General features: G+C 37.0%; 19 protein-coding genes. All 19 read right to left on the bottom strand.

Annotated elements, in window-relative coordinates; all coding sequences use genetic code 11:
• Positions 1 to 39: 39 nt before the first annotated feature.
• Positions 40 to 879, bottom strand: coding sequence for a hypothetical protein (locus tag DW721_RS06530; RefSeq protein WP_118745211.1), 840 nt, complete (start codon positions 877 to 879; stop codon positions 40 to 42).
• Positions 869 to 1,666: a hypothetical protein gene (locus DW721_RS06525; protein ID WP_118745210.1), complete on the bottom strand. Its 798-nt coding sequence runs from the start codon at positions 1,664 to 1,666 to the stop codon at positions 869 to 871. The genes DW721_RS06530 and DW721_RS06525 overlap by 11 nt, the downstream gene beginning before the upstream one ends.
• Before the next feature lie 10 nt (positions 1,667 to 1,676).
• Entirely contained in the window at positions 1,677 to 2,795 is a 1,119-nt protein-coding gene (locus tag DW721_RS06520) for a hypothetical protein (protein WP_118745209.1), read from the bottom strand.
• A gap of 232 nt (positions 2,796 to 3,027) precedes the next feature.
• The gene (locus DW721_RS06515) at positions 3,028 to 3,606 is read right to left on the bottom strand and encodes an accessory gene regulator B family protein (RefSeq protein ID WP_055945982.1); all 579 of its coding nucleotides are present in this window, start codon (positions 3,604 to 3,606) and stop codon (positions 3,028 to 3,030) included.
• Positions 3,607 to 3,823: 217 nt separating this feature from the next.
• Entirely contained in the window at positions 3,824 to 5,020 is a 1,197-nt protein-coding gene (locus DW721_RS06510; RefSeq protein ID WP_118745208.1) for a DUF3880 domain-containing protein, read from the bottom strand.
• A gap of 28 nt (positions 5,021 to 5,048) precedes the next feature.
• Positions 5,049 to 6,677: a hypothetical protein gene (locus DW721_RS16050; RefSeq protein ID WP_182436237.1), complete on the bottom strand. Its 1,629-nt coding sequence runs from the start codon at positions 6,675 to 6,677 to the stop codon at positions 5,049 to 5,051.
• Positions 6,678 to 6,778: 101 nt separating this feature from the next.
• A complete protein-coding gene (locus DW721_RS06500; protein WP_118745207.1) occupies positions 6,779 to 7,639 on the bottom strand; it encodes a phosphatidylserine decarboxylase in 861 nt (286 codons plus the stop codon).
• 158 nt (positions 7,640 to 7,797) lie between these two features.
• Positions 7,798 to 7,956 (bottom strand): hypothetical protein, encoded by a 159-nt coding sequence (locus tag DW721_RS16045; RefSeq protein WP_182436236.1) that lies wholly within the window; start codon positions 7,954 to 7,956, stop codon positions 7,798 to 7,800.
• 112 nt (positions 7,957 to 8,068) lie between these two features.
• Entirely contained in the window at positions 8,069 to 8,788 is a 720-nt protein-coding gene (locus DW721_RS06495; RefSeq protein ID WP_118745206.1) for a CDP-alcohol phosphatidyltransferase family protein, read from the bottom strand.
• A gap of 8 nt (positions 8,789 to 8,796) precedes the next feature.
• The gene (locus tag DW721_RS06490) at positions 8,797 to 9,858 is read right to left on the bottom strand and encodes a lysylphosphatidylglycerol synthase transmembrane domain-containing protein (protein ID WP_118745205.1); all 1,062 of its coding nucleotides are present in this window, start codon (positions 9,856 to 9,858) and stop codon (positions 8,797 to 8,799) included.
• On the bottom strand, positions 9,859 to 10,674 hold the full coding sequence (locus DW721_RS06485) for a phosphatase PAP2 family protein (protein WP_243035965.1): 816 nt from the start codon (positions 10,672 to 10,674) through the stop codon (positions 9,859 to 9,861).
• Positions 10,592 to 10,930, bottom strand: coding sequence for a hypothetical protein (locus DW721_RS06480; protein WP_118745204.1), 339 nt, complete (start codon positions 10,928 to 10,930; stop codon positions 10,592 to 10,594). The genes DW721_RS06485 and DW721_RS06480 overlap by 83 nt, the downstream gene beginning before the upstream one ends.
• A 139-nt stretch (positions 10,931 to 11,069) precedes the next feature.
• Positions 11,070 to 12,404, bottom strand: coding sequence for an AAA family ATPase (locus DW721_RS06475; protein WP_118745203.1), 1,335 nt, complete (start codon positions 12,402 to 12,404; stop codon positions 11,070 to 11,072).
• A gap of 14 nt (positions 12,405 to 12,418) precedes the next feature.
• Positions 12,419 to 13,066 carry a YigZ family protein gene (locus DW721_RS06470; protein WP_118745202.1) on the bottom strand — a complete coding sequence of 216 codons (648 nt, stop codon included), beginning with the start codon at positions 13,064 to 13,066 and terminating at the stop codon, positions 12,419 to 12,421.
• The gene (locus DW721_RS06465; protein ID WP_055945957.1) at positions 13,048 to 14,088 is read right to left on the bottom strand and encodes a lysylphosphatidylglycerol synthase transmembrane domain-containing protein; all 1,041 of its coding nucleotides are present in this window, start codon (positions 14,086 to 14,088) and stop codon (positions 13,048 to 13,050) included. Before DW721_RS06465 ends, DW721_RS06470 begins: the two co-directional genes overlap by 19 nt.
• A 152-nt stretch (positions 14,089 to 14,240) precedes the next feature.
• Positions 14,241 to 15,941 carry a hypothetical protein gene (locus DW721_RS06460; RefSeq protein ID WP_118745201.1) on the bottom strand — a complete coding sequence of 567 codons (1,701 nt, stop codon included), beginning with the start codon at positions 15,939 to 15,941 and terminating at the stop codon, positions 14,241 to 14,243.
• 130 nt (positions 15,942 to 16,071) lie between these two features.
• Entirely contained in the window at positions 16,072 to 16,947 is an 876-nt protein-coding gene (locus DW721_RS06455; protein ID WP_118745200.1) for an ABC transporter ATP-binding protein, read from the bottom strand.
• Between the two features lie 16 nt (positions 16,948 to 16,963).
• Positions 16,964 to 18,214: a glutamate-5-semialdehyde dehydrogenase gene (locus tag DW721_RS06450; protein WP_022014047.1), complete on the bottom strand. Its 1,251-nt coding sequence runs from the start codon at positions 18,212 to 18,214 to the stop codon at positions 16,964 to 16,966.
• Between the two features lie 164 nt (positions 18,215 to 18,378).
• Positions 18,379 to 19,245 (bottom strand): DegV family protein, encoded by an 867-nt coding sequence (locus DW721_RS06445; protein WP_022014046.1) that lies wholly within the window; start codon positions 19,243 to 19,245, stop codon positions 18,379 to 18,381.
• Positions 19,246 to 19,394: the final 149 nt, after the last annotated feature.

Raw genomic sequence — 19,394 nt, 5'->3', positions numbered from 1 at the left:
ATTTATCCCTCTATCATCTTTCTTTTTTTCAAGACAGCATCAGCCTTCTGCATATGTATTTATATCTTTTTTCTTTGCAGCAATATATGTAACAGCTATTAAAACTACATTGACAACAGTTAAAAATATTACCGCATACCCAGCCGATGGATACCATTTTTCTCTTGAATATGCCATCACTGAAATATCTACCCATGAAAAGGGTGAGAGCCATAACAATCCAACATTAGCATTTATTATATTGTTAAGCCAATCTATAAGGATCAATGCAGTTATAATAAACACTCCTATTCCCTTGTTTTTTAATGCCGTATTACATAAAAACAGCACCATACCCATAAAAAAGAACAATAGCACACACATTGCAACTGTATATACCATAACCGTGTCCACCTGATAATGTTCTACTACTCCATAAGATATTGGTTGTATAAAATCCTGCTTCGACGCTAATGTCTTTATAACTTTTCCCCAGCCGCTTTTAAACACTATCACAGATAAATTTATTACAACAGGAAAAACAGCCATAAAAACCGTGAGCATTATACTGCCTAGTGCAAGATATATCATCTGTGCGATATACCAGCATTTTTTCCCTGAACGCGACAACATAAACACCTGAAAATCTGTAAGAAACGGTGCATCAGAAAATATCAGCAGCACACTGCAAAAAATCACAAGCTTCATAAACGGCTGCTTAAAGCTAAACGGAAGTAAATACGGCGTCACCCTGTAGCCAACTTCCTTTGCAAATTTGAAAAGCGGCTCAAAATTGTCATGCAAAAAAAACATTAAAATTATCAGGCTCAGATAAACTTTATGGTTTGATGTCATCCCGATCATATCACATTTTATTATTTTTTTAATCTTATTCCCCACTTAACTTCCTCCTAAATAACTTATAATACAATATATACACAACAAACAGACTCGCAATAGTAACTCCGGCTATCACCCCCACAGAGGCAATCGCCGATGAGCACGGTCTTGTCCCACCTGCTACAATAATTTCATAACAAAACAATTTATTAACACTATTTAATGTCACCTCAACTTTAACAATAATAATATATGCCAAAAAAGCGGACAAAGCTCCAATATACCTGTTGCAAAAAAACACTGTAACAAACATTCCCACTCCAACAAAAAGACTCATTATCAGCGATGCGATAAATATCCTTAACTCAAAATATAAATACGGATTTATCTTTAACACATCCTCATACACATCTGAGCCACATGAATAATCGGAATAATCAACTATTTTAAAAATATTTGTTCCACATATGCAAAATATATTAAATATCAACTCAAACATAACAAAAGCATATAAAATCCCAACAACAAATTTAGCAGCTATATAAGCATTGATATTTGACCTTGTCACAAAAAAATATGACATCTTTTCTTTTAAATCAGTGCATATCCCGTACATTATATAATAACCCACAGGTACAAACAAAAGCTGAAAAAATGTTCCCCTTGAAAAATATAAGCGAAACAGCTCATAAAAATATTTGTCCGTCATTTCTATATTTGGATTTTCATTTATAAATGTCAATACTCCCATTGCCAGTACACAAACAGCTATCAATATGGTCTTGCCACATATACTGATATTAAACAGCCGTCTACGCTCCGTCCTACACATATCAAAAAAATGCATCTCTTTTCTCCTACTCTATCCACTCACCTGTCTCCGCATCGAGAAACAGATTATATTTATCTTTATATGTTTCGTTTGTTTTTTTATCAATAATCTCCTGTGTAATATCAAACAAATACACCGGAATAACCGCATAACTGTTGTCATTCTTTTTTGCTTTGATCGCTATATATGTTATGCTTAAACGATTACATTTTATTTTTCCTGAAATGACATCCTCAAACCTCTTATCTAGTTTATCTATTGCCTGTTTCTCTGATAAAATTGAAATACTATCCTTATCTTTTGACAGTTTTTCGTAAATGCCGTCTGCATCAAAAGCTTCCACTCCCTTGGCACTGACTATACCATAACAATAGCTTCCTGAGTATCCTCTATTTCCATAGTCATATTCTTTATTGTATAGAATTTTATCATCTGCCATAACATTCATGACCACAAGATATGCCTCGTCTTTTTTATAAAATTTTCTTTTTATTGGATCATCCTTGTTCTTCTCATTATTTTTATATTCTTCATACTCCTTATCAGACATAAACATCTTGCTTAACTTAGTCATGTTTTTAATAGTAAAAGGATATGCAACCACATTATCAGCCATTATTCCATTACTTTTTGCTATATCTCTCATTTTTTTTATTGCCTTTTCTTTTGAAATGCCATTTACTTTACCATCAGCGAGAAGCTCGTTAAAATTGTCCCTAAATACACCATAACCATCATAAAGTAAGTTTGAATATATAAAATCATAATCCTTTGATGTATAACATATTCTTCCATACTCACAAAGCAGATAATTTTTTTCAGAATCCTCCCATACCCCATCTTTATCTTCCCCTGTTTTTACCTCTTCTTTTTTTATTTCTTTATAATCTGAATTTTCCGGAAAAAAGTCTGATGGATTTGTCTGCTCAGTACAGTCTTTTATTTTAGCTGTATATATATCGTAAACCTGCTGTTCCTGTTCATTCTTTTCTTCCTGCTTTTTATTATCATCTACCGTTTTCTCTACTTTAACATTATTATTTTCTTTGTCATCTCCGGACATACTTTCCTGACTCATACTGCATCCGCTTATCACACTGCCACAGCACAATAAGGCAATTATCATATACAATCTTTTTTTCATAACAAGCCTCGCCCCCTGTTTATTATTTATATTCTCTACAAAAATCTCTGCCGGCACATCATTTTTTATGACCCACAGTGCAGCGATTACATACTAAAATTAATTTCTCTTTAATTTCTTCATCTTCGCTGCAATAGAAAAATATCACTTAATTTTTCACTTTTCAATAGATATTGCAGATTTGGAAATTTTATTGCATATTTGGGAATTTTTTGTCGAAATTACAATTTTTTTATGAATAATAAACTTTTTTATGCTGACCCATTGTAAATGCCATCACAAGAAGTACCGCTGAAAGTATAATCGAATATTCCACTGCCTGGATATATATTTCTGATACATCTAACCCGATAAAAAAGAGAATTGCCGAAAATTCTACGATTACTATAAGTCTTGCATATTTTTTATTGAAACGGTATTCGTCTTTGTCATAATTCATATTGGGATGGTTTGATGCCCCTAAAATAAAGATGATAACTGCCGCGATTGCAGACAATATTTCCGATATAATGAGCGGTACGACACGATATTTTATCAGAAGTATAAGCACTATCTCTGTGCCTATGGTGCCTACAAAGCACCCCTTAAAAGAATCAAGATGAAAGCCACCCATTCTGCTTCTCAGCCAAAAAAAAGATACGATAAACATAACAATACTGATGGTCTGTCTGAAAATCAGACTTATCAATATCATTATACTTATCGTAAATGTTTTTTCAAGAAAACAAGTCAGTTTATACTTATATATTTCTTCTTCTCCCTGCCATATTATTCCTCTGTCTATCAAAAGATTTATATATCTGTCAATCATCCCTCAAATACCTCCTGTTTGATTTACCAGAAGATACCATTTATCATTTATCTTTTCAATAGATATTGCAGATTTGGGAATTTTATTGCAGATTTGGGAACTGTTCCGAAAACATCTACCGTCCGTCTATTAGCACCTCTTTACCTCTAAACGCAAAACCATAGTGATGTATGTTTTCTGCTCTCACCCCTCGTTTGACAAGTTCTGCATCATAGTGTTAAATGCTCCCAATTATCTCCGACAGCCTCTGTGTATATGTATGCTCCTCTCTCACCTTTCTGCATCCGTTTTCTGCTATCATCTTTCTCTCGTCTTCATGTTCAAGATAATATTTTATCTTGTTAAGCATATCCTCTCTGTCACTGTAACTAACATAATCTTCCCCATCCACAAAGTGCATTGCAAAATCATTCTGATAATTTGTGAGCAAAAATCCTCCTGCCCCCATTATATCCATTGCACGAAGCGGTATTCCGTTTCTTATGCTTCTTAGCGTGATGTTGAGATTTATCTTACTGTACTTAAATACAAGCGGCATTTCATACATATAGTGGACTTCGCCCATGTTTTTTATTCCCTTTAACTGTGGTGTCGGCTCTGATGTGTAAAGTTTCATTGGAGCTATATTTCTTCCGTTTTCAAGCTTTATTTCATGAAGTTTCTCACCTAAATAACTGAATATCTCCGTTCTGTCAAGCTGTGTCATCTTACGGCATAAAAAATAATTTGCATAGATATATTCTATACTCTCCATCCCGTTTTCCTGCACTTTTACAGGCATTGCAGCCATCATTTTTTCCACTATGTCAGGTGTTAGGAGTTCTTCAATAAATGTGTAGCCGTATATCATTCTCTGTGACTCCATTATCCCCTCAAGATAGCCTTTTGTATAATCATCAAGTTTTGGTTCCATTCTGTCATAAAGATTGTGTTCCTCCGTATAAAGCCTGCCGACAAATGAAACATCACTCTCAACAATCTTTCTGTCCTGCGGTGAAATACTTAAATCTGCAAGCCTTTTTTCATTCACTGCCATAGGCATATACCAGACATTTTTCACACCCAGATTTCTAAGTTCCTGAACCATCAGCGAATCAAATATAAAAATCCTGTTTACCTCGTTAAAGACTGATTTTGAATATGTAAGTATAAGCGGGCTGTCATAACACCATGAAAGATACGGTATCTTAAGGTCATTGCAGCCATCTGATATAACCGGATAATAATTTGATGTAAACACAGCATCTATATCATTTTCTTTAATATATTTTTTAATTTCTGATTTGTATCTTGGGTCAATGCGGTAATTTTTCGGTTCTCTTTCATATAATGATACCTTATATCCCAATTCTTCAAATGTCTCTTTTATATCTTCAACTCCAAAACTTTTCCATGTTGGAAATAAAATGTTCATCTTTAATCCGCCTTTCGCAATTACCTAATCAATAACTTACAACATTTACATAATCTATTCCGTACTCCTCAAATATACTTATCATATTTTGGTCTATCCTCTCGCCGCACACGGCTATAGGGATTGCCGGAGGACACGCTATTGTCTGTGATGCACATATACTGCCACTGGCATCAGAAACTTTTATTTTCCTGTACGGCGAAAATGCCGCTTTTCTTATGCTCATCACTCTTTCTGCCCTGTGCAGTATAAGTTTTTTAGGTTCTATTTTCTTTTTCGCCACTCTTTTATACTTAGTTTCAACTGCCCACTTTTCAAGCCGTTCAAAATCTTTCTCATCATTCTGCGGTGTTATCATCAATACAACAAAATATTTGTCTGCATATTCACATTCTATCTTATGTTTTCTAAATTCTTCGGCGAGTTTATCACCCTCCATACCTGCTGCCGCAGTATCTATCACTATCTTAAGCGGCTCTGTTTCCACAATTTTTACATTATTTTCAACAAGAACTTTTTTTGTCTTTTCTATCCGTCCGATACATTCACTTAATTCATGTCTGATTTTTTCATCAATATATCTGTTACACATATCAAGTGACTGCATTATCAGATATGAAGGACTTGTCGAACCAAACATTGTCATATAAGATGCGACATATGGTGCAAATCTTTCCTTATATTTCCTTGAAACATGGATATACGCTCCGCCTGTCAAAACCGGAAGTGTTTTGTGTGCCGAGTCACAACATATAGCTGCTCCGCATTTTATCGGATGAATTTTTCCGTATTTTTCCTCATCAAGAAATGCATGATATGCCCCGTGTGCATTGTCGACAATTAATGGAATGTCATATTTTTCACATACTTTTGATATTCCCTCTATGTCGGCGGTATTTCCGAGATAATCAGGAGAAGTTATATATACTGCCATCGGCAGCGTATTTCTTTTATTTTCTTTCCCACATATGTTCTTTTGCTCTGTATCTGATAACTTTATATCATCTCTTTGTGCATTGTCTAGTATTTTTTTTATTTCTTCTGTCTTTATTTCTGTATTGTCTGATACTTTTTCAAGATATTCCATAATGTCTGCAGGTGTCACCATACTCACGCATATACTGTCCGCATCTTGGGGATAAATAAATTCCACATCAAGGTCAAGAAGTGCAAGTGCATCTATCATAGACTTGTGGACATTTCTTGCTGCAAGTACATATGCACGCTCTGGTATTGCTTCTGGCTTTTCAATTATCTCATTTTCACAAATAGATCTCGCATCTGTATCTTGGTTTTCACAAAGTTTTTCCTGCCTATCTGTTTTTTGGGCCTCACAAAGATTTGCCGGCTTGTCTGTTTTTTCATGTAAAAGCTTTCTTCTGTAATCGGCAAAAACAACGGCAAGCATCGTTTTTATGCACTGTGAGGAGCCTTCTGTTGAATAAAAAGAAGCACCACTTCCAAATAGTTTTGCCGCATTTTCCTGACTTTTCTTTATTATTCCATCTGCATGGCTTAATACATCTGCACCATCTATCTCCGTTATGTCGTATTTCTCACAACCAATAAATTTTCTTCCCTTATGCCCCGGCATATGAAATCTTGAAAAGCCATTGTCGGCGTATCCTTTCACAAAATCACAGATTGGTGTCTCCATCTATCTTGCTCCTTTTTAATCTCTCTATCTCTTGTCAGGCGTATATTAGCAATCCGCTTTGCTGCTTGCACATAACACTATTGTGTACTTACCTGATAGTGTTAAAATTTCTCTCCGATAACATCCCCCATCTTTACAATGGTTTCAAAATCGTCTGCTGAATTTTTGATTATCTCATCCTTAATCTTTACCATGTCTTTTGCAAATGCAAGTATAACCGTAGAGCCGCCAAATTCAAAACGACCTTTCTCCTGTCCTCTTGATACATGACATTTCTCATCATTGTTGACAATCCGTCCAACCATCAACGCACCTACTTCTATCTGGAGTATCTTGCCAAAATTTTCGCTGTGCAAAACACTTAACTCCCTTGTGTTTTCCTTGTATATATCGTTTCCGGCTTCTATAGCAACAGGGTTTACTGTATGATAAACACCGTTTATTCTTCTTACCGGTCCGAGATAACCATTATCTACATATGAATATCTGTGATAATCATCGACGCAAAGCCTGAAAACAAGCATATGACCGCCGTTGTAATAATCAGCGAGCTTTTTGCTCCTTGTAAGACTTTCAAATGAATACTTTGTACCCTTAATCTCATACTCTGAATTTTCATCTATATTATAAACCGTAAGTTTACTGTCACATGGAGAACACAAAAGCTCCGGTGTAAAGTCAAAGACTCTCTCGCCATCTTTAATCTTTCTTGTAAAAAAATCATTGTAGCTTTTATATTCTTTTTCTTCATACTGTGACATATCAATATTGTTTTTCTCGATAAAAGGTTTTATTATCGGTACTGAAAGCGGGCTGTCCATAAACCTTCCGCCAAGTTCAGACACGGCTTTGCCTGTAAGTACCTTTAATAACTGCTTTCCTATATCACTTTTATACATTTTTTCAAGTAATTTGTCCTGACTGTTTTGCTGTAATTTGCAATTTATTCTTTCAAATTCCATTTTTTACTCCATTCATCCGTTATATTGTTTATAACATTTTTCCAATTTAATAAAATCATTTGTCCTTTTTGCAAGCGGTGTCGATGTTCCATTATGCAGCTTATGCTTATACACAATATCTGCATTTTTTAGAATTCGATTTTTTGCCTCTTAATCTCTCAATTTTCAACCTGCATCAAATGTTTATACTGCTGGTCTTTTGTGCCATTTATATCAACCAAACGATACTCGCCATCCGAAATAAATATATGTTCCTGATACTGCGACAGATACTTTATATATCTTGGATTGATTTCATATAACTTTAGTCCTCTCAATGTTTCCTCCTACAAAAAACAGGGACACTATAAAAATGCCCCTGCTGTTAGCTTGCTGGCAGGTTTATGAATTTATTAAATGCAAGGCTGAACTGTTATATCTTAATCTATATCATCCTCTGAAAATCTTCCACAAAGGTTTCTCAAAGAAATGCGGCCTTGGCACTCTGTATTTAGAAAATAAAACGACTATTATAACTGCTGCCGCTACCACTATAACAAGAAATACAAGTGTCTTATTATCCGGTTTTTTTAGTTTGAAATCAACAATAAATAATGTTCCAACTATCGCAAGGGCAAAATATAACACAAGCACAAATGCCCTGTCACTAACAAATACCTGGAGCATAAATACGAGCGGAAGTACGATAGCCATTGATGTTATCGGAAGTCCGTGATAATACTTGTTTGCTCCTTCCTCCACCTGCTGTCTCCTGGTCTCAAGTACATTGAAAAATGCAAGTCTTATAACTGAGCATACACAATAATATCCTACAATAAACATTCCTATCGGTCCTCTCACGCCTATAAGGAAACATATAAGTGCCGGAAACACACCGAAGCAGACTACATCACAGAGAGAGTCTATCTGTACACCGTAAAGCTTTTCATCGTCTGTCCTGTTCTTTTTGCTTCTGGCTATCTTTCCGTCAAACATATCACAAAGTCCCGAAAGTGCAAGACAGGTAACTGCCGTCCTAAATCTTCCGTTCATCGCCTGCGTCATGCCTATAACTGATATAAAAAGACTTATATATGTAAGTATAACTGTATAATCATATACTCCTATAAGCTTATCAGTGAATTTTTTCTTTTCAACATTCTCTTTCATATTAATCCTCATTTCTTTCTAAAATACAACCGTTTCAGGCTTAGTATCTTATCTGCTGACCCAATCCTAAGATACGCAACAACCGTCATTACAGCACTTATTCCAAGCTGAACATAAAAACTTAATCCCCTGCTGACTATCATAACAGGAAGCGTATATTTTTTTGTGCATATCTGCAAGAATATATCTTTAAATAATTTTTCGCTTATCCCAAGTCCTCCCGGTAACGGAAGCATATCAACTGCAACAGAAATCATTCCCTGAAGCGTTATAACCACACCTGCCCCGGCAAGGTTGAGCGAAAATGACCTATATACAAGATATGTAACTGCAAACAGCAGAAATCTCTGCACGCAGGTTATCAGAAATACATTTACTATAACTTTTATATTTTTATAGAAAAATTCTGCCGCATACCTGTATTTTTCCATTGCTCTCTCCAGGCGTCCGCCATATTTTTTTTCCATATCTTTCTTAAATATCCTGTCAAACAATCTTAGGCAAAATAATACAATATTACTTGCGAGCGTAGGATGAAATACAAGTATAAGCATACCAAAAACACACACAACATTCAAGAAAATTCCAAGATAACACCAGCCGTATATCGGTTTTAAAAGTCTCCATACAGGCTCAGGTCTTAATATCATTACAACAAGACCAAGCACGACAAGTACAAGTTTATATGTAATCGTTACTATAAGAAGTACCATTGTCGATGTAGGCAATGACAGTTTATCTTTTTTCATAAAGTAAAGCTGTGCCGGCTGGCCACCCGTAGCCGATGGTGTGATGAGCGAGAAGAAAAATCCGACAAATGAATATAAAAAACAATGTGTCAGTTTTACATTTTCGCCTAATACTTTCATCATATAATAGATTATCACCGACTCTGACTCGATAAATCCTACAACAAATACCGCACCGAGCAACCAATATCTGAAATCTCCCTGCTTTAAATAAATTAGAAGCTCTGAAAGATTTTCTCCATGAAATACCGAATAGAGCGTGATAAGAAGCACCAACAACAAAAAAGCACCATTAAAAATATTTTTCTTTACTCCTGACATTTAATCTCTCCCAAATACAACATTATTAACTTTATCAAAAAATCTCCATATCTTTTTATAAAAGTTAGTATGTGTCCCTATAAAATATGACAGTTCAGCAATCGCGGCCCCTGCAAACACATCAATTATATAATGCTGCTTCGTAAACTGCGTTGATGCAAACACGAGTACCGCAAACACTGCCGAAAAAACTTTGTACCAAACCGGTATATGTTTCTGTTTTCTTATCCCGATGAAACACATCCAGCTTACAAGACAATGTATCGACGGAAACAGATTTGATGCAGGGTCAGCCGTATATACGAACCTCATAAGAATACTTGAAAGACCGTTTCCCGTAATCTCAGGTCTTACATTGGTAGTAGGAAGCAATATAAAAAACACGCCACAGATAAGTCTTGACAGATAATCACCTGTTGCAAACTTATACCAGTGTTCTCTCTCAGTCCTTGATATCATTATGTAGTTGACCGCCCAGAAAGCAAAGCATATAAGATATATGTATATCCATTCCTTAACAAACGGCAGACTCTTATCAAACTTAGTCGATAAGTCATAATGCTTAGCATTTTTCATAAGAAGCTGAGTTCCTGTATATATTGCCGAATTAAGCACAAAGCATGAAATAAGTGAGACAACCGTCTGCTTAGGAATAAGTTTTCCCACAGATTTTTCATACCATATTCCAAACTTTGTACTTCCTGTCTTACTCTTTTTTTTATCTCTCATATCTCTAATTTCCCTTATCCCTATTATCATCATTATTCCCGCCGCCATTATTCTCGCTATCCGGTTCGCCGCCATTATTCTCACCATTTAGCCCGCCGCCATCATCATATTTTTCCATATCCTTATACATTCCATCCTCCTCATGCACTTCAGGATGAATAACCCTGTAAATAATCGTGTACGCATAAAGAAGTAACGGAATCATAATCGTCATACCCACACTCGCCATAAAAAGACCGTGAGCCTGCGGCTTGGCAAAAATCGCCGCCACAAACGAAGCAACATACATCCCAACTAAAAGAACACACATAACAATAGCCACAACCTGTTTTATTTTTTTCAATCAAATCACCTCACAACTACTCAAGAGTTTCGCTCTCATCCTTTAAACAAAAACGAATGCTCAGCTCGAAAACAAAGTTTTCTCGCTGTTCGTTGCACTCATATAATTTCCACAAAAACTAATTGTCTGTAAACAGACATTAGTTTTCTTTGGAAATTGCATTCGTTATTTTATCAAAGTATTCAGAAATATTCCTCTCATACCCATTGTCTGACGGCACATAAAACTTTCGTCCCACAAGTTCATCCGGAAGATACTGCTGTCTTACATAATGATTCGGATAGTCATGTGCATACTTATATCCCGTGCCATGACCGAGTTTTCCGGCACTTTTGTAATGTGCATCTTTTAAATGATTTGGTACTCCGCTTATCTTCTCATTCTGAACTGACTGCATTGCATCGTCTATCGCCATTATTGCCGAATTACTCTTTGGTGCTGATGCCACATATGCAGCCGCCTGTGCAAGCACTATCCGTCCCTCCGGCATACCAAGTCTTTCCACTGCCTGTGCCGCACTTACCGCTACTACAAGTGCCTGTGGGTCTGCATTTGATACATCCTCGGCTGCACATATCATTATTCTCCTTGCGATAAATTTTACATCTTCACCCGCATAGAGCATCCTTGCAAGGTAATAGACCGCCGCATCCGGATCTGAACCACGCATACTCTTTATAAATGCAGATATTGTGTCATAATGATTGTCACCTGTCTTATCATATCTTACAGGTCTTTTCTGGATACACTCCCCCGCTGCTTCAAGCGTTATATGAATAATACCGTCAGCTCCTCTGTCGGTCGTGAGTATTCCAAGTTCAATGGCATTTAAAGCTGCCCTTGCATCTCCATTTGCCATGTCTGCAAGAAATTCAAGTGCCTCATCGTCTATCTTAGCATTGTACGAACCCATTCCCCTCTCTTTATCATTTACGGCACGAAGTATCAGTTCTTTTATATCCTCTGTATCTAGTGCTTTTAATTCAAATATCCTTGACCTTGATATAAGCGCACCATTTACCTCAAAATATGGGTTTTCAGTTGTCGCACCAATAAGAATGACTGTTCCGTCCTCGACAAACGGCAGCAGATAATCCTGCTGTCCTTTATTAAATCTATGAATCTCGTCTACAAAAAGGATAGTTTTTTTGCCATACATTCCTGCGTTGTTTTTGGCTTTCTCTATGACTTCCTCCATATCCTTTTTTCCTGCACTTGTCGCATTTATCTGTAAAAACTCTGCACTTGTCGTGTTTGCGATAACCTTAGCAAGTGTTGTCTTTCCTGTTCCCGGAGGTCCGTAAAATATTATAGAACCCAGTTTGTCAGCTTTTATTGCACGATATAAAAGTTTGCCTTTTCCGACAATATGCTGCTGCCCCACCACTTCATCGAGCGTTCTCGGTCTGAGTCTTGATGCAAGCGGAGATTCATCTTCTTTGCTCTGTTCACGCATATAATCAAATAAATCCATGATGTACTACCTTTCTAAAAGATTACCGGACTGCCATCAAGCATTGCAAAATATATTTCCTCTCTGTCATCTATCCCAGCCTTGCCTGCCGTCGCTTCTACTATCTTTTTCTTTAATTCCTCACATTTATCAAGCGGTACTATAAATGTCATTACAACCTTATCAGTGTACTGTGTATCTGTTATCGTTATGTCCATATTTGCTGCAATATACTGTAATTTGCCTACACCGTTGTAATCAGTGTCTATCACAAATTTCTTTCCGGCTTCTTTGGTAATTATACTGCTGTTTGCTATTCCCTCTTTTGCCGCACCGGAGTATGCTCTTACAAGTCCTCCCGTGCCAAGAAGCGTTCCACCGAAATATCTTGTCACAACAACAAGGATATTTATGATGCCCGCCCCCTCGATAACTTCAAGTATAGGCTTTCCCGCCGTTCCCTGCGGTTCTTTGTCATCACTGCATCTTTTTGTCTGCCCGTTTTCTCCTATAATATAAGCAAAACAGTTGTGTCTTGCATCCCAGTATTTTTTTCTTGTCTGCTCAATAATCTCAAGAGCCTCATCTTCGCTCTCTACCTTAAACACATTTGCTATAAATCTTGATTTTTTTTCAACTATCTCCCCTGTTCCGCCTTTATAAACTATCTTGTATTCTGACATTTACTCCTCCGTACATTCTGAAACTGTGCAAACATTGATACTGCTGCACTGACTATAACTAAAACATAGAAGCTTGAACCCCTGCTGAGAAGCATTGCTGATACCGCGATGCTGTGTCCCATGACCGGTGCAAACAGCGCTACGAAAAATCCCTCGTTTGCTCCGACACCTCCCGGAAACGGAAGGATGTCTATACATACCGACACGAAACTTTGAAGCATTATTATCTCCAATGCCGAAAATCCACTGCCTCCAAGTGCCCTATAGACAAACCATGTTACTGCAAAGTACGAAATCCTCTGAACACAGGTCGTTAAGAATACGATTATTGCAACCTTTACATGGGTACGCATATAGACTGCACCCTCTTTGTATGAATCAAGCAGAGCGTCAAGTTTTTTTTCTGCCTTTTCTTTATGTCTTACTATCTTTAATTTATGTAAAAACCATGTTCCCATATAAGCAAGCTTTTTTGCACCCGTTTCTGAAAAAACTATGATGGTATATAAAACTATCGAAACAACATTTACCGCCATCCCTATAATAAACAGCCACATATATCCGCCGATATATTTTACGGCAAAATCAAAATGGAACAAAAATACATACAACTCAAATACGACAAGTACGACTTTGTATATTATCGTCCAGAAAAGAAGTGTCACTGAAGATGCTCCCGCATTTATCCCCTCCTCATGCATATAATATACCTGCATGGGCTGCCCACCGGATGCCGACGGTGTTATCGCATTAAAGAAAAATCCTATAAACGAATATTTTACACATTTTAGTCCCTGTTTCTTGAAATCGAGCGAGTGTAATATTATCTGCATGGAAACTCCCTCCATGATAACATAAACAAGTGCCGCAAACATCGAGAGAATCATATCAAATTTCTTAGCACCTCTCATCGCATTTAATATGTCATTTAAGTCCTGGTCTTTTAAAAGCACATAAAACACTGCCGCTAAAAGAACCGCCATAAATATTACATTTAAGTAGTATTTTTTATTTTTGCCCATTCTTCCTCCCATCCTGTCATTTCAGTAATACACCGGTAAAATCATCATCACCTTTAATTATTCGCAATCCACTCTGCTCCCTGCCATAACTCTATCAGCTTCTATTTTTGCAAAATCAACACCGTATGCATCCGCTTAACAAACATATGCATTTATTTCAAAACAAATCTTTTCGGTGCCATAAGATATGCAAGTGCATAACCTGCGACAAGCCCTACAACAGTTATCACCATTATTATTGCAGCAAAATACTGTGGAAGCGTATCTATCTGCAGGCATGAATATGATGCCACATATATAACACCCTTACATACTGAATATCCGACTCCCGTCTCTTTTCCGCCCTCTGTGTACGGCTGGAAAATATAATACATACAAAGATATACCACTGAATAAAAGATACTCAGCAATACTATGCAGGCTATTATCGAAAGAAGCTTTACCCACTGGTCTGCCTTTCCGATGATTATCGTATCTATCACAAAACCGACACATAATACAACTACCATAGGAAGTTCGCTTTTTAACATAAATCTCAGTCTTATCCTGAAATTTTTAAGTATGGCATCAGGTCTTCTGTAATAACCGTATTTCATAAGACTATGGTCGCAATTATAAAATAACGCTCTCGTTATGCTTCTTCCTGATGTAATGCAATACATAAGAAATACAAAGATAGTCATAACCCTGTCCATTGCATTCCACATATCATTTGCAAATGAATTAAACTCCTTTGCCGTTGAGCCTGCCTTAAATACGATAAGCCCCACTATGCTCGCAGCCATTATGATAAATGAAATAACCGTTTTTAATTTTCTCGGTCTTGAAAAAATCTTTTTGTGCCGCTCAAAAAATATCGCATTGAGATATTCATATCCCTCTTTTTCTTCAAAAATCTTCTGTCCTGTTTCTTTTTTGCTAAGGTCATCCGCCTCAACATTCTGATTTACCTTTACAAGCGCATCTACGGCAGCCTTCTGCTCCATAACCGTATTAAAACCGGCAAGTCTTTTGGCAACAAGCGGATAATTTTGATAATTTACAATATATCTTATTGATAGTACCGCCAGTACAACTGACAATATAAGAAACACCGGATTTGTCGCTACAATGCGTATATCAGGGTAAACTATCCCGTCAATGTCAAGTACATATTTGAGAAATATCAACAGATAAAAAGTTCCATATGCCACAAAAAACATAACTACCGTATAAATATTATAAAATATGCCCGGCAGCTTTTTATCCGTAAACGGCATACCAAATCTGTCGTTTAAGAAAAGTCTTACCGCCTCTCCTATAAACCTGAACGCTGCAAATCCAAGCATATAAAGAAACACCGTCATTAAACTTTCATCAAATATGATATGCTGTGCCACGCTCATAAATACCGTGTAATATATTATCTGTGTAATCTGCGATTTAAATATTTTTAATAAAAAATACTTTTTTGCATCAATCCTCAGCAGACCTACAAGCAGATAATCTTTTTCATCACAGGCACATATATTACTGTTTACAAATGAACCCAGCAAAAAATTCATAAAGAAAAATATCCAGAACAACATGATACTTTGTCCCGTGAAAGCATTTTTCCCATCGTCCAAAAAAATATAAACAACAGCAGCTCCTAAACATATGGCGGCTAAAAAATATAAAAGTTTATTTATCATATCTCCAAGCACTGACCGTATTGCCGCCAACACCGCAAGCACTCTTTTTAAAGATACTCTCGCATAAAGTTCCTCAGGTATGCATTTTCCGATAACCGGTATTCTCCTAACCGTATATATAAATTTGTTTATTCTCTCGGCAAACGCAATCTGCATCTGCTGATACATCAATTCAAACATTCTTCTTCCTCCTGACTACGAAATTTCTGAGCAATTTGCTATAAAGATTCAGGTGTCAAATCTATTTGTCATCTCTCATAAGCAAATATTCGTGCAAAAAATAAACTCTCGAACTTATTTCTCACATTTATCAATCAAAATCATATGGATCGTAGTCGTCAGTCCTGCTGTCTGATTGTGTATGATTTTCGGTATTGCCATCGGTCATTAAATTATCTTTCTCGTTTTTATTTTTATCATCCGAAAGATTTTGTTCATACAAACCTGCATCTGCACTCCACATATCAATATTTTCTGTATCTTCATCACTTTCGGCACTAAGCATCTGTATAAGCTTTTCTTCAAAGTCTGCACTGTGATAAACCTCATCTGCCACTCCTGCAAGCTTTCCTCCGTGAAGAAGCACTATCTCATCACAAAGATCTTTTGCGAGCTGAAGTATATGTGTAGAAAAAATGATTATATGATCCTTTTTCATATTCATAAGCATTTCTTTCATCTCATGTGCGGCGACAACATCAAGTGATGTGAGCGGCTCATCGAGAAGCATAACCTCAGGACTTGCAATAACTGTCGCAAGCATCTGCATCTTGTTTTTCATTCCATGCGAATAGCCTTTTATAAGTTTGTCAAGGTCACTTCTGTCAAAGCACACCATATCTGCATATTCCTCTGGTGTTTTAATATTTTTTATTTTCTTTTTGTTTATATCAGTAAAAAATCTGATAAACTCATAACCTGTAAGAAACTCCGGAAGTATCGGTGTTGAATAGACATAACCTATCTTTTCATAATTCATGCTCTCACTGTTTTCTTCATCTGTCATATAAATCTTTCCGCTGTCAAAATCCATCTCACCGCTTATACAGTTAAAAAGCGTTGTCTTTCCTGCACCGTTTCTTCCCAGCAGCCCATATATTTTTCCTTTCTCGAACGAGTAGTCCGCACCTTTTATAACTCTTTTTTCTTCGAAACTCTTTATCAGATTTTCTACTTTTAATTCCATTACCTTTTCCCTTTCCCTATTTTCTTATCTGTCCATCTCCGTTTATGAGGTATTTCATCGTTGTAAGTTCCCTAAGTCCCATAGGTCCTCTTGCATGAAGCCTCTGTGTTGATATTCCTATCTCAGCTCCAAATCCAAATTCACCGCCATCGGTAAATCTCGTTGAACAGTTTACATATACGCACGCACTGTCTATCTCCCTCTGGAATTTCTCAGCATTTTTAAGGTCATTTGTAATGATACACTCAGAATGTCCCGTAGAATATTCTGATATATGCTCTATCGCCTCGTCTATATCATCAACAACTTTTACAGCCATGATATAATCATCAAACTCCGTGGCATAATCTTCCTCTGTAGCAGGCTTTATGCCTTCTCCGAGTATCTCAACGGTTCTCTCACATCCTCTTACATCAACATTAAACTTTTTAAACTCCTCCATAAGTTTTGGAAGAAACTCCTTTGCAACCGACTTATGCACAAGACAAGTCTCAAGTGCATTGCACACGCTCGGACGCTGTGTCTTTCCATTGTTTGTGACTGATACCGCCATGTCAATATCGGCACTCTCATCTATATAAATATGGCAGTTACCGCTTCCCGTTTCAATAACCGGCACCGTGGCATTTTCAACCACCGCTTTTATAAGTCCTTTTCCTCCTCTTGGAATAAGCACATCTATGTAACCGTTCGCTCTCATCATCTGATTTGAACTCTCTCTCGATGTGTCTTCGACAAGCTGGATTATATCTTTCGGCAGACCACATTCCTCTACTGACTCCCTCATTATGTCCATAAGAATTTTATTTGAGTTTATCGCTTCTTTTCCTCCTCTGAGTATCGCTGCATTTCCGCTCTTTATACAAAGCGTTGCCGCATCGACCGTGACATTTGGTCTTGACTCAAAGATAATACCGATAACTCCCATCGGAACTCTTGTCTTTGTGATACGCATACCGTTCGGTCTGGTGTAACCCTCGATAACCTCGCCGACCGGGTCATTTAACCCTGTCAGATATATGCACGCATCAGCGATGTCATTTATCCTTTCAGGTGTAAGCCTGAGTCTGTCTACCATTGCATCAGTTATACCATTTTCCTTTGCCATAGCCGTATCTTTTTCATTTTCTTTAAGTATCACATCAATATTTTTTCTGAGATTTTCTGCTATCTTTTCAAGAAGCTCATTTTTCTTAGCCGTTCCTGCCGTTGCTATACTCTTTTTTGATGCCTTAGCTGCTTTACCAAGCTGTTCGATATAATTCATCCGTCTTTCCCCCTCATTCTATAAACGATTTCAGGTGATTGCAAAACCAATGTGTTGTGCTGAGTGCACAATCTAATCATATCTTTACGACAGTTCCGCATACACCTATATAACGATTTGTTTCAATAAAAATCTTCAATATTTTAATAATTATATAAATTTTTTCAGTCAATAACTTTTGAGCACGCAACTGCTATAGAACCAGGTCCTATATGACACGCAATGCTTAGTGACAACGGATAAAGATCAACCTCAGTCACTCCGAATTTTTCGATTATCTGCTGTTTTAAATCCTCTGCCGCCTCAGGATTTTTGGTATGTGCTATCTCCATGTGTATGTTTTCCATATGGTCAGTACCGCCAAATCTCTTGTTTATGTCATCTTCTATTGCTGCGAGCATCTTCTTGACACCCTGCTTTTTTGTCTTGGCTATCGTATATGCGTCAAGTTTTTCTCCCTGAATCGTAAGAACAGGTTTTAACCTTAGTGCAGAGCCAAATGCTGCTGCCGCCGGTGTTATCCTGCCGCCCTTTTTGAGATATTTAAGCGTATCGAGCATTATATATATACTCGATTCAAACTTAACTTTCTCAAGCTTTTCTTTTATCTGAACTGCCGTAAGTCCTCTTTTTGCAAGTTCCATAGCATCAAGCACTGACTGACGCTGTGTGACAGATATTCTCTGGTTATCAACAACCTGAACTTTTCCATCATAATCATCTGCCAGCATCAATGCCGTATGGCATGAACTTGAAAGGCCGCTCGACATAGGTATATAAACCACCTCGTCAGCCTCCTCAAGTGCCTCATCCCATATCTTCATGACGCTCTCCGGTGACGGCTGGGATGTCGATATGTCAACATCATTTTCAAGTTTCTCAAAAAATTCTTCCTGCGAAAGACTTATCTCCTCAAAATAAGTCTTTCCATCAATAAGAAAAGGCATAGGCAGAACTTTAATCCCAAGTTCTTTTGCATCTTCAAAATTTATACCACTGTTACTATCCGTAATAACCGCAATCCTGCTCATATTAATCTCCATTCTTGTGCTGTTTTTTGTGCAAACTGATTTTAAGCCGACCAGTTTACACTGAAACTCATTAGATTATACCCTAAAAGTCGCTTTTTTACAAGAAAATAGCCGAATATTATACTTGTAGCTGTGGCAGTCATGTAGTA

Source organism: Clostridium sp. AM27-31LB (assembly GCF_003480745.1).
Lineage (GTDB): Bacteria > Bacillota > Clostridia > Lachnospirales > Lachnospiraceae > Butyribacter > Butyribacter intestini.
This window is presented reverse-complemented; position numbering and strand designations above follow the sequence as displayed.

What these genes read in the sequence shown, in the direction of transcription:
- DW721_RS06445 (WP_022014046.1), bottom strand. Translation starts at nt 19,245, where the DNA reads ATGAGCAGGATTGCGGTTATTACGGATAGTAACAGTGGTATAAATTTT.
- DW721_RS06495 (WP_118745206.1), bottom strand. Translation starts at nt 8,788, where the DNA reads ATGAAAGAGAATGTTGAAAAGAAAAAATTCACTGATAAGCTTATAGGA.
- DW721_RS06510 (WP_118745208.1), bottom strand. Translation starts at nt 5,020, where the DNA reads ATGAACATTTTATTTCCAACATGGAAAAGTTTTGGAGTTGAAGATATA.
- DW721_RS06455 (WP_118745200.1), bottom strand. Translation starts at nt 16,947, where the DNA reads ATGGAATTAAAAGTAGAAAATCTGATAAAGAGTTTCGAAGAAAAAAGA.
- DW721_RS06465 (WP_055945957.1), bottom strand. Translation starts at nt 14,088, where the DNA reads ATGGGCAAAAATAAAAAATACTACTTAAATGTAATATTTATGGCGGTT.
- DW721_RS06485 (WP_243035965.1), bottom strand. Translation starts at nt 10,674, where the DNA reads ATGGTGAGAATAATGGCGGCGAACCGGATAGCGAGAATAATGGCGGCG.
- DW721_RS06490 (WP_118745205.1), bottom strand. Translation starts at nt 9,858, where the DNA reads ATGTCAGGAGTAAAGAAAAATATTTTTAATGGTGCTTTTTTGTTGTTG.
- DW721_RS06470 (WP_118745202.1), bottom strand. Translation starts at nt 13,066, where the DNA reads ATGTCAGAATACAAGATAGTTTATAAAGGCGGAACAGGGGAGATAGTT.
- DW721_RS16050 (WP_182436237.1), bottom strand. Translation starts at nt 6,677, where the DNA reads ATGGAGACACCAATCTGTGATTTTGTGAAAGGATACGCCGACAATGGC.
- DW721_RS06520 (WP_118745209.1), bottom strand. Translation starts at nt 2,795, where the DNA reads ATGAAAAAAAGATTGTATATGATAATTGCCTTATTGTGCTGTGGCAGT.
- DW721_RS06515 (WP_055945982.1), bottom strand. Translation starts at nt 3,606, where the DNA reads ATGATTGACAGATATATAAATCTTTTGATAGACAGAGGAATAATATGG.
- DW721_RS06460 (WP_118745201.1), bottom strand. Translation starts at nt 15,941, where the DNA reads ATGTTTGAATTGATGTATCAGCAGATGCAGATTGCGTTTGCCGAGAGA.
- DW721_RS06500 (WP_118745207.1), bottom strand. Translation starts at nt 7,639, where the DNA reads ATGGAATTTGAAAGAATAAATTGCAAATTACAGCAAAACAGTCAGGAC.
- DW721_RS06525 (WP_118745210.1), bottom strand. Translation starts at nt 1,666, where the DNA reads ATGCATTTTTTTGATATGTGTAGGACGGAGCGTAGACGGCTGTTTAAT.
- DW721_RS06475 (WP_118745203.1), bottom strand. Translation starts at nt 12,404, where the DNA reads ATGGATTTATTTGATTATATGCGTGAACAGAGCAAAGAAGATGAATCT.
- DW721_RS06450 (WP_022014047.1), bottom strand. Translation starts at nt 18,214, where the DNA reads ATGAATTATATCGAACAGCTTGGTAAAGCAGCTAAGGCATCAAAAAAG.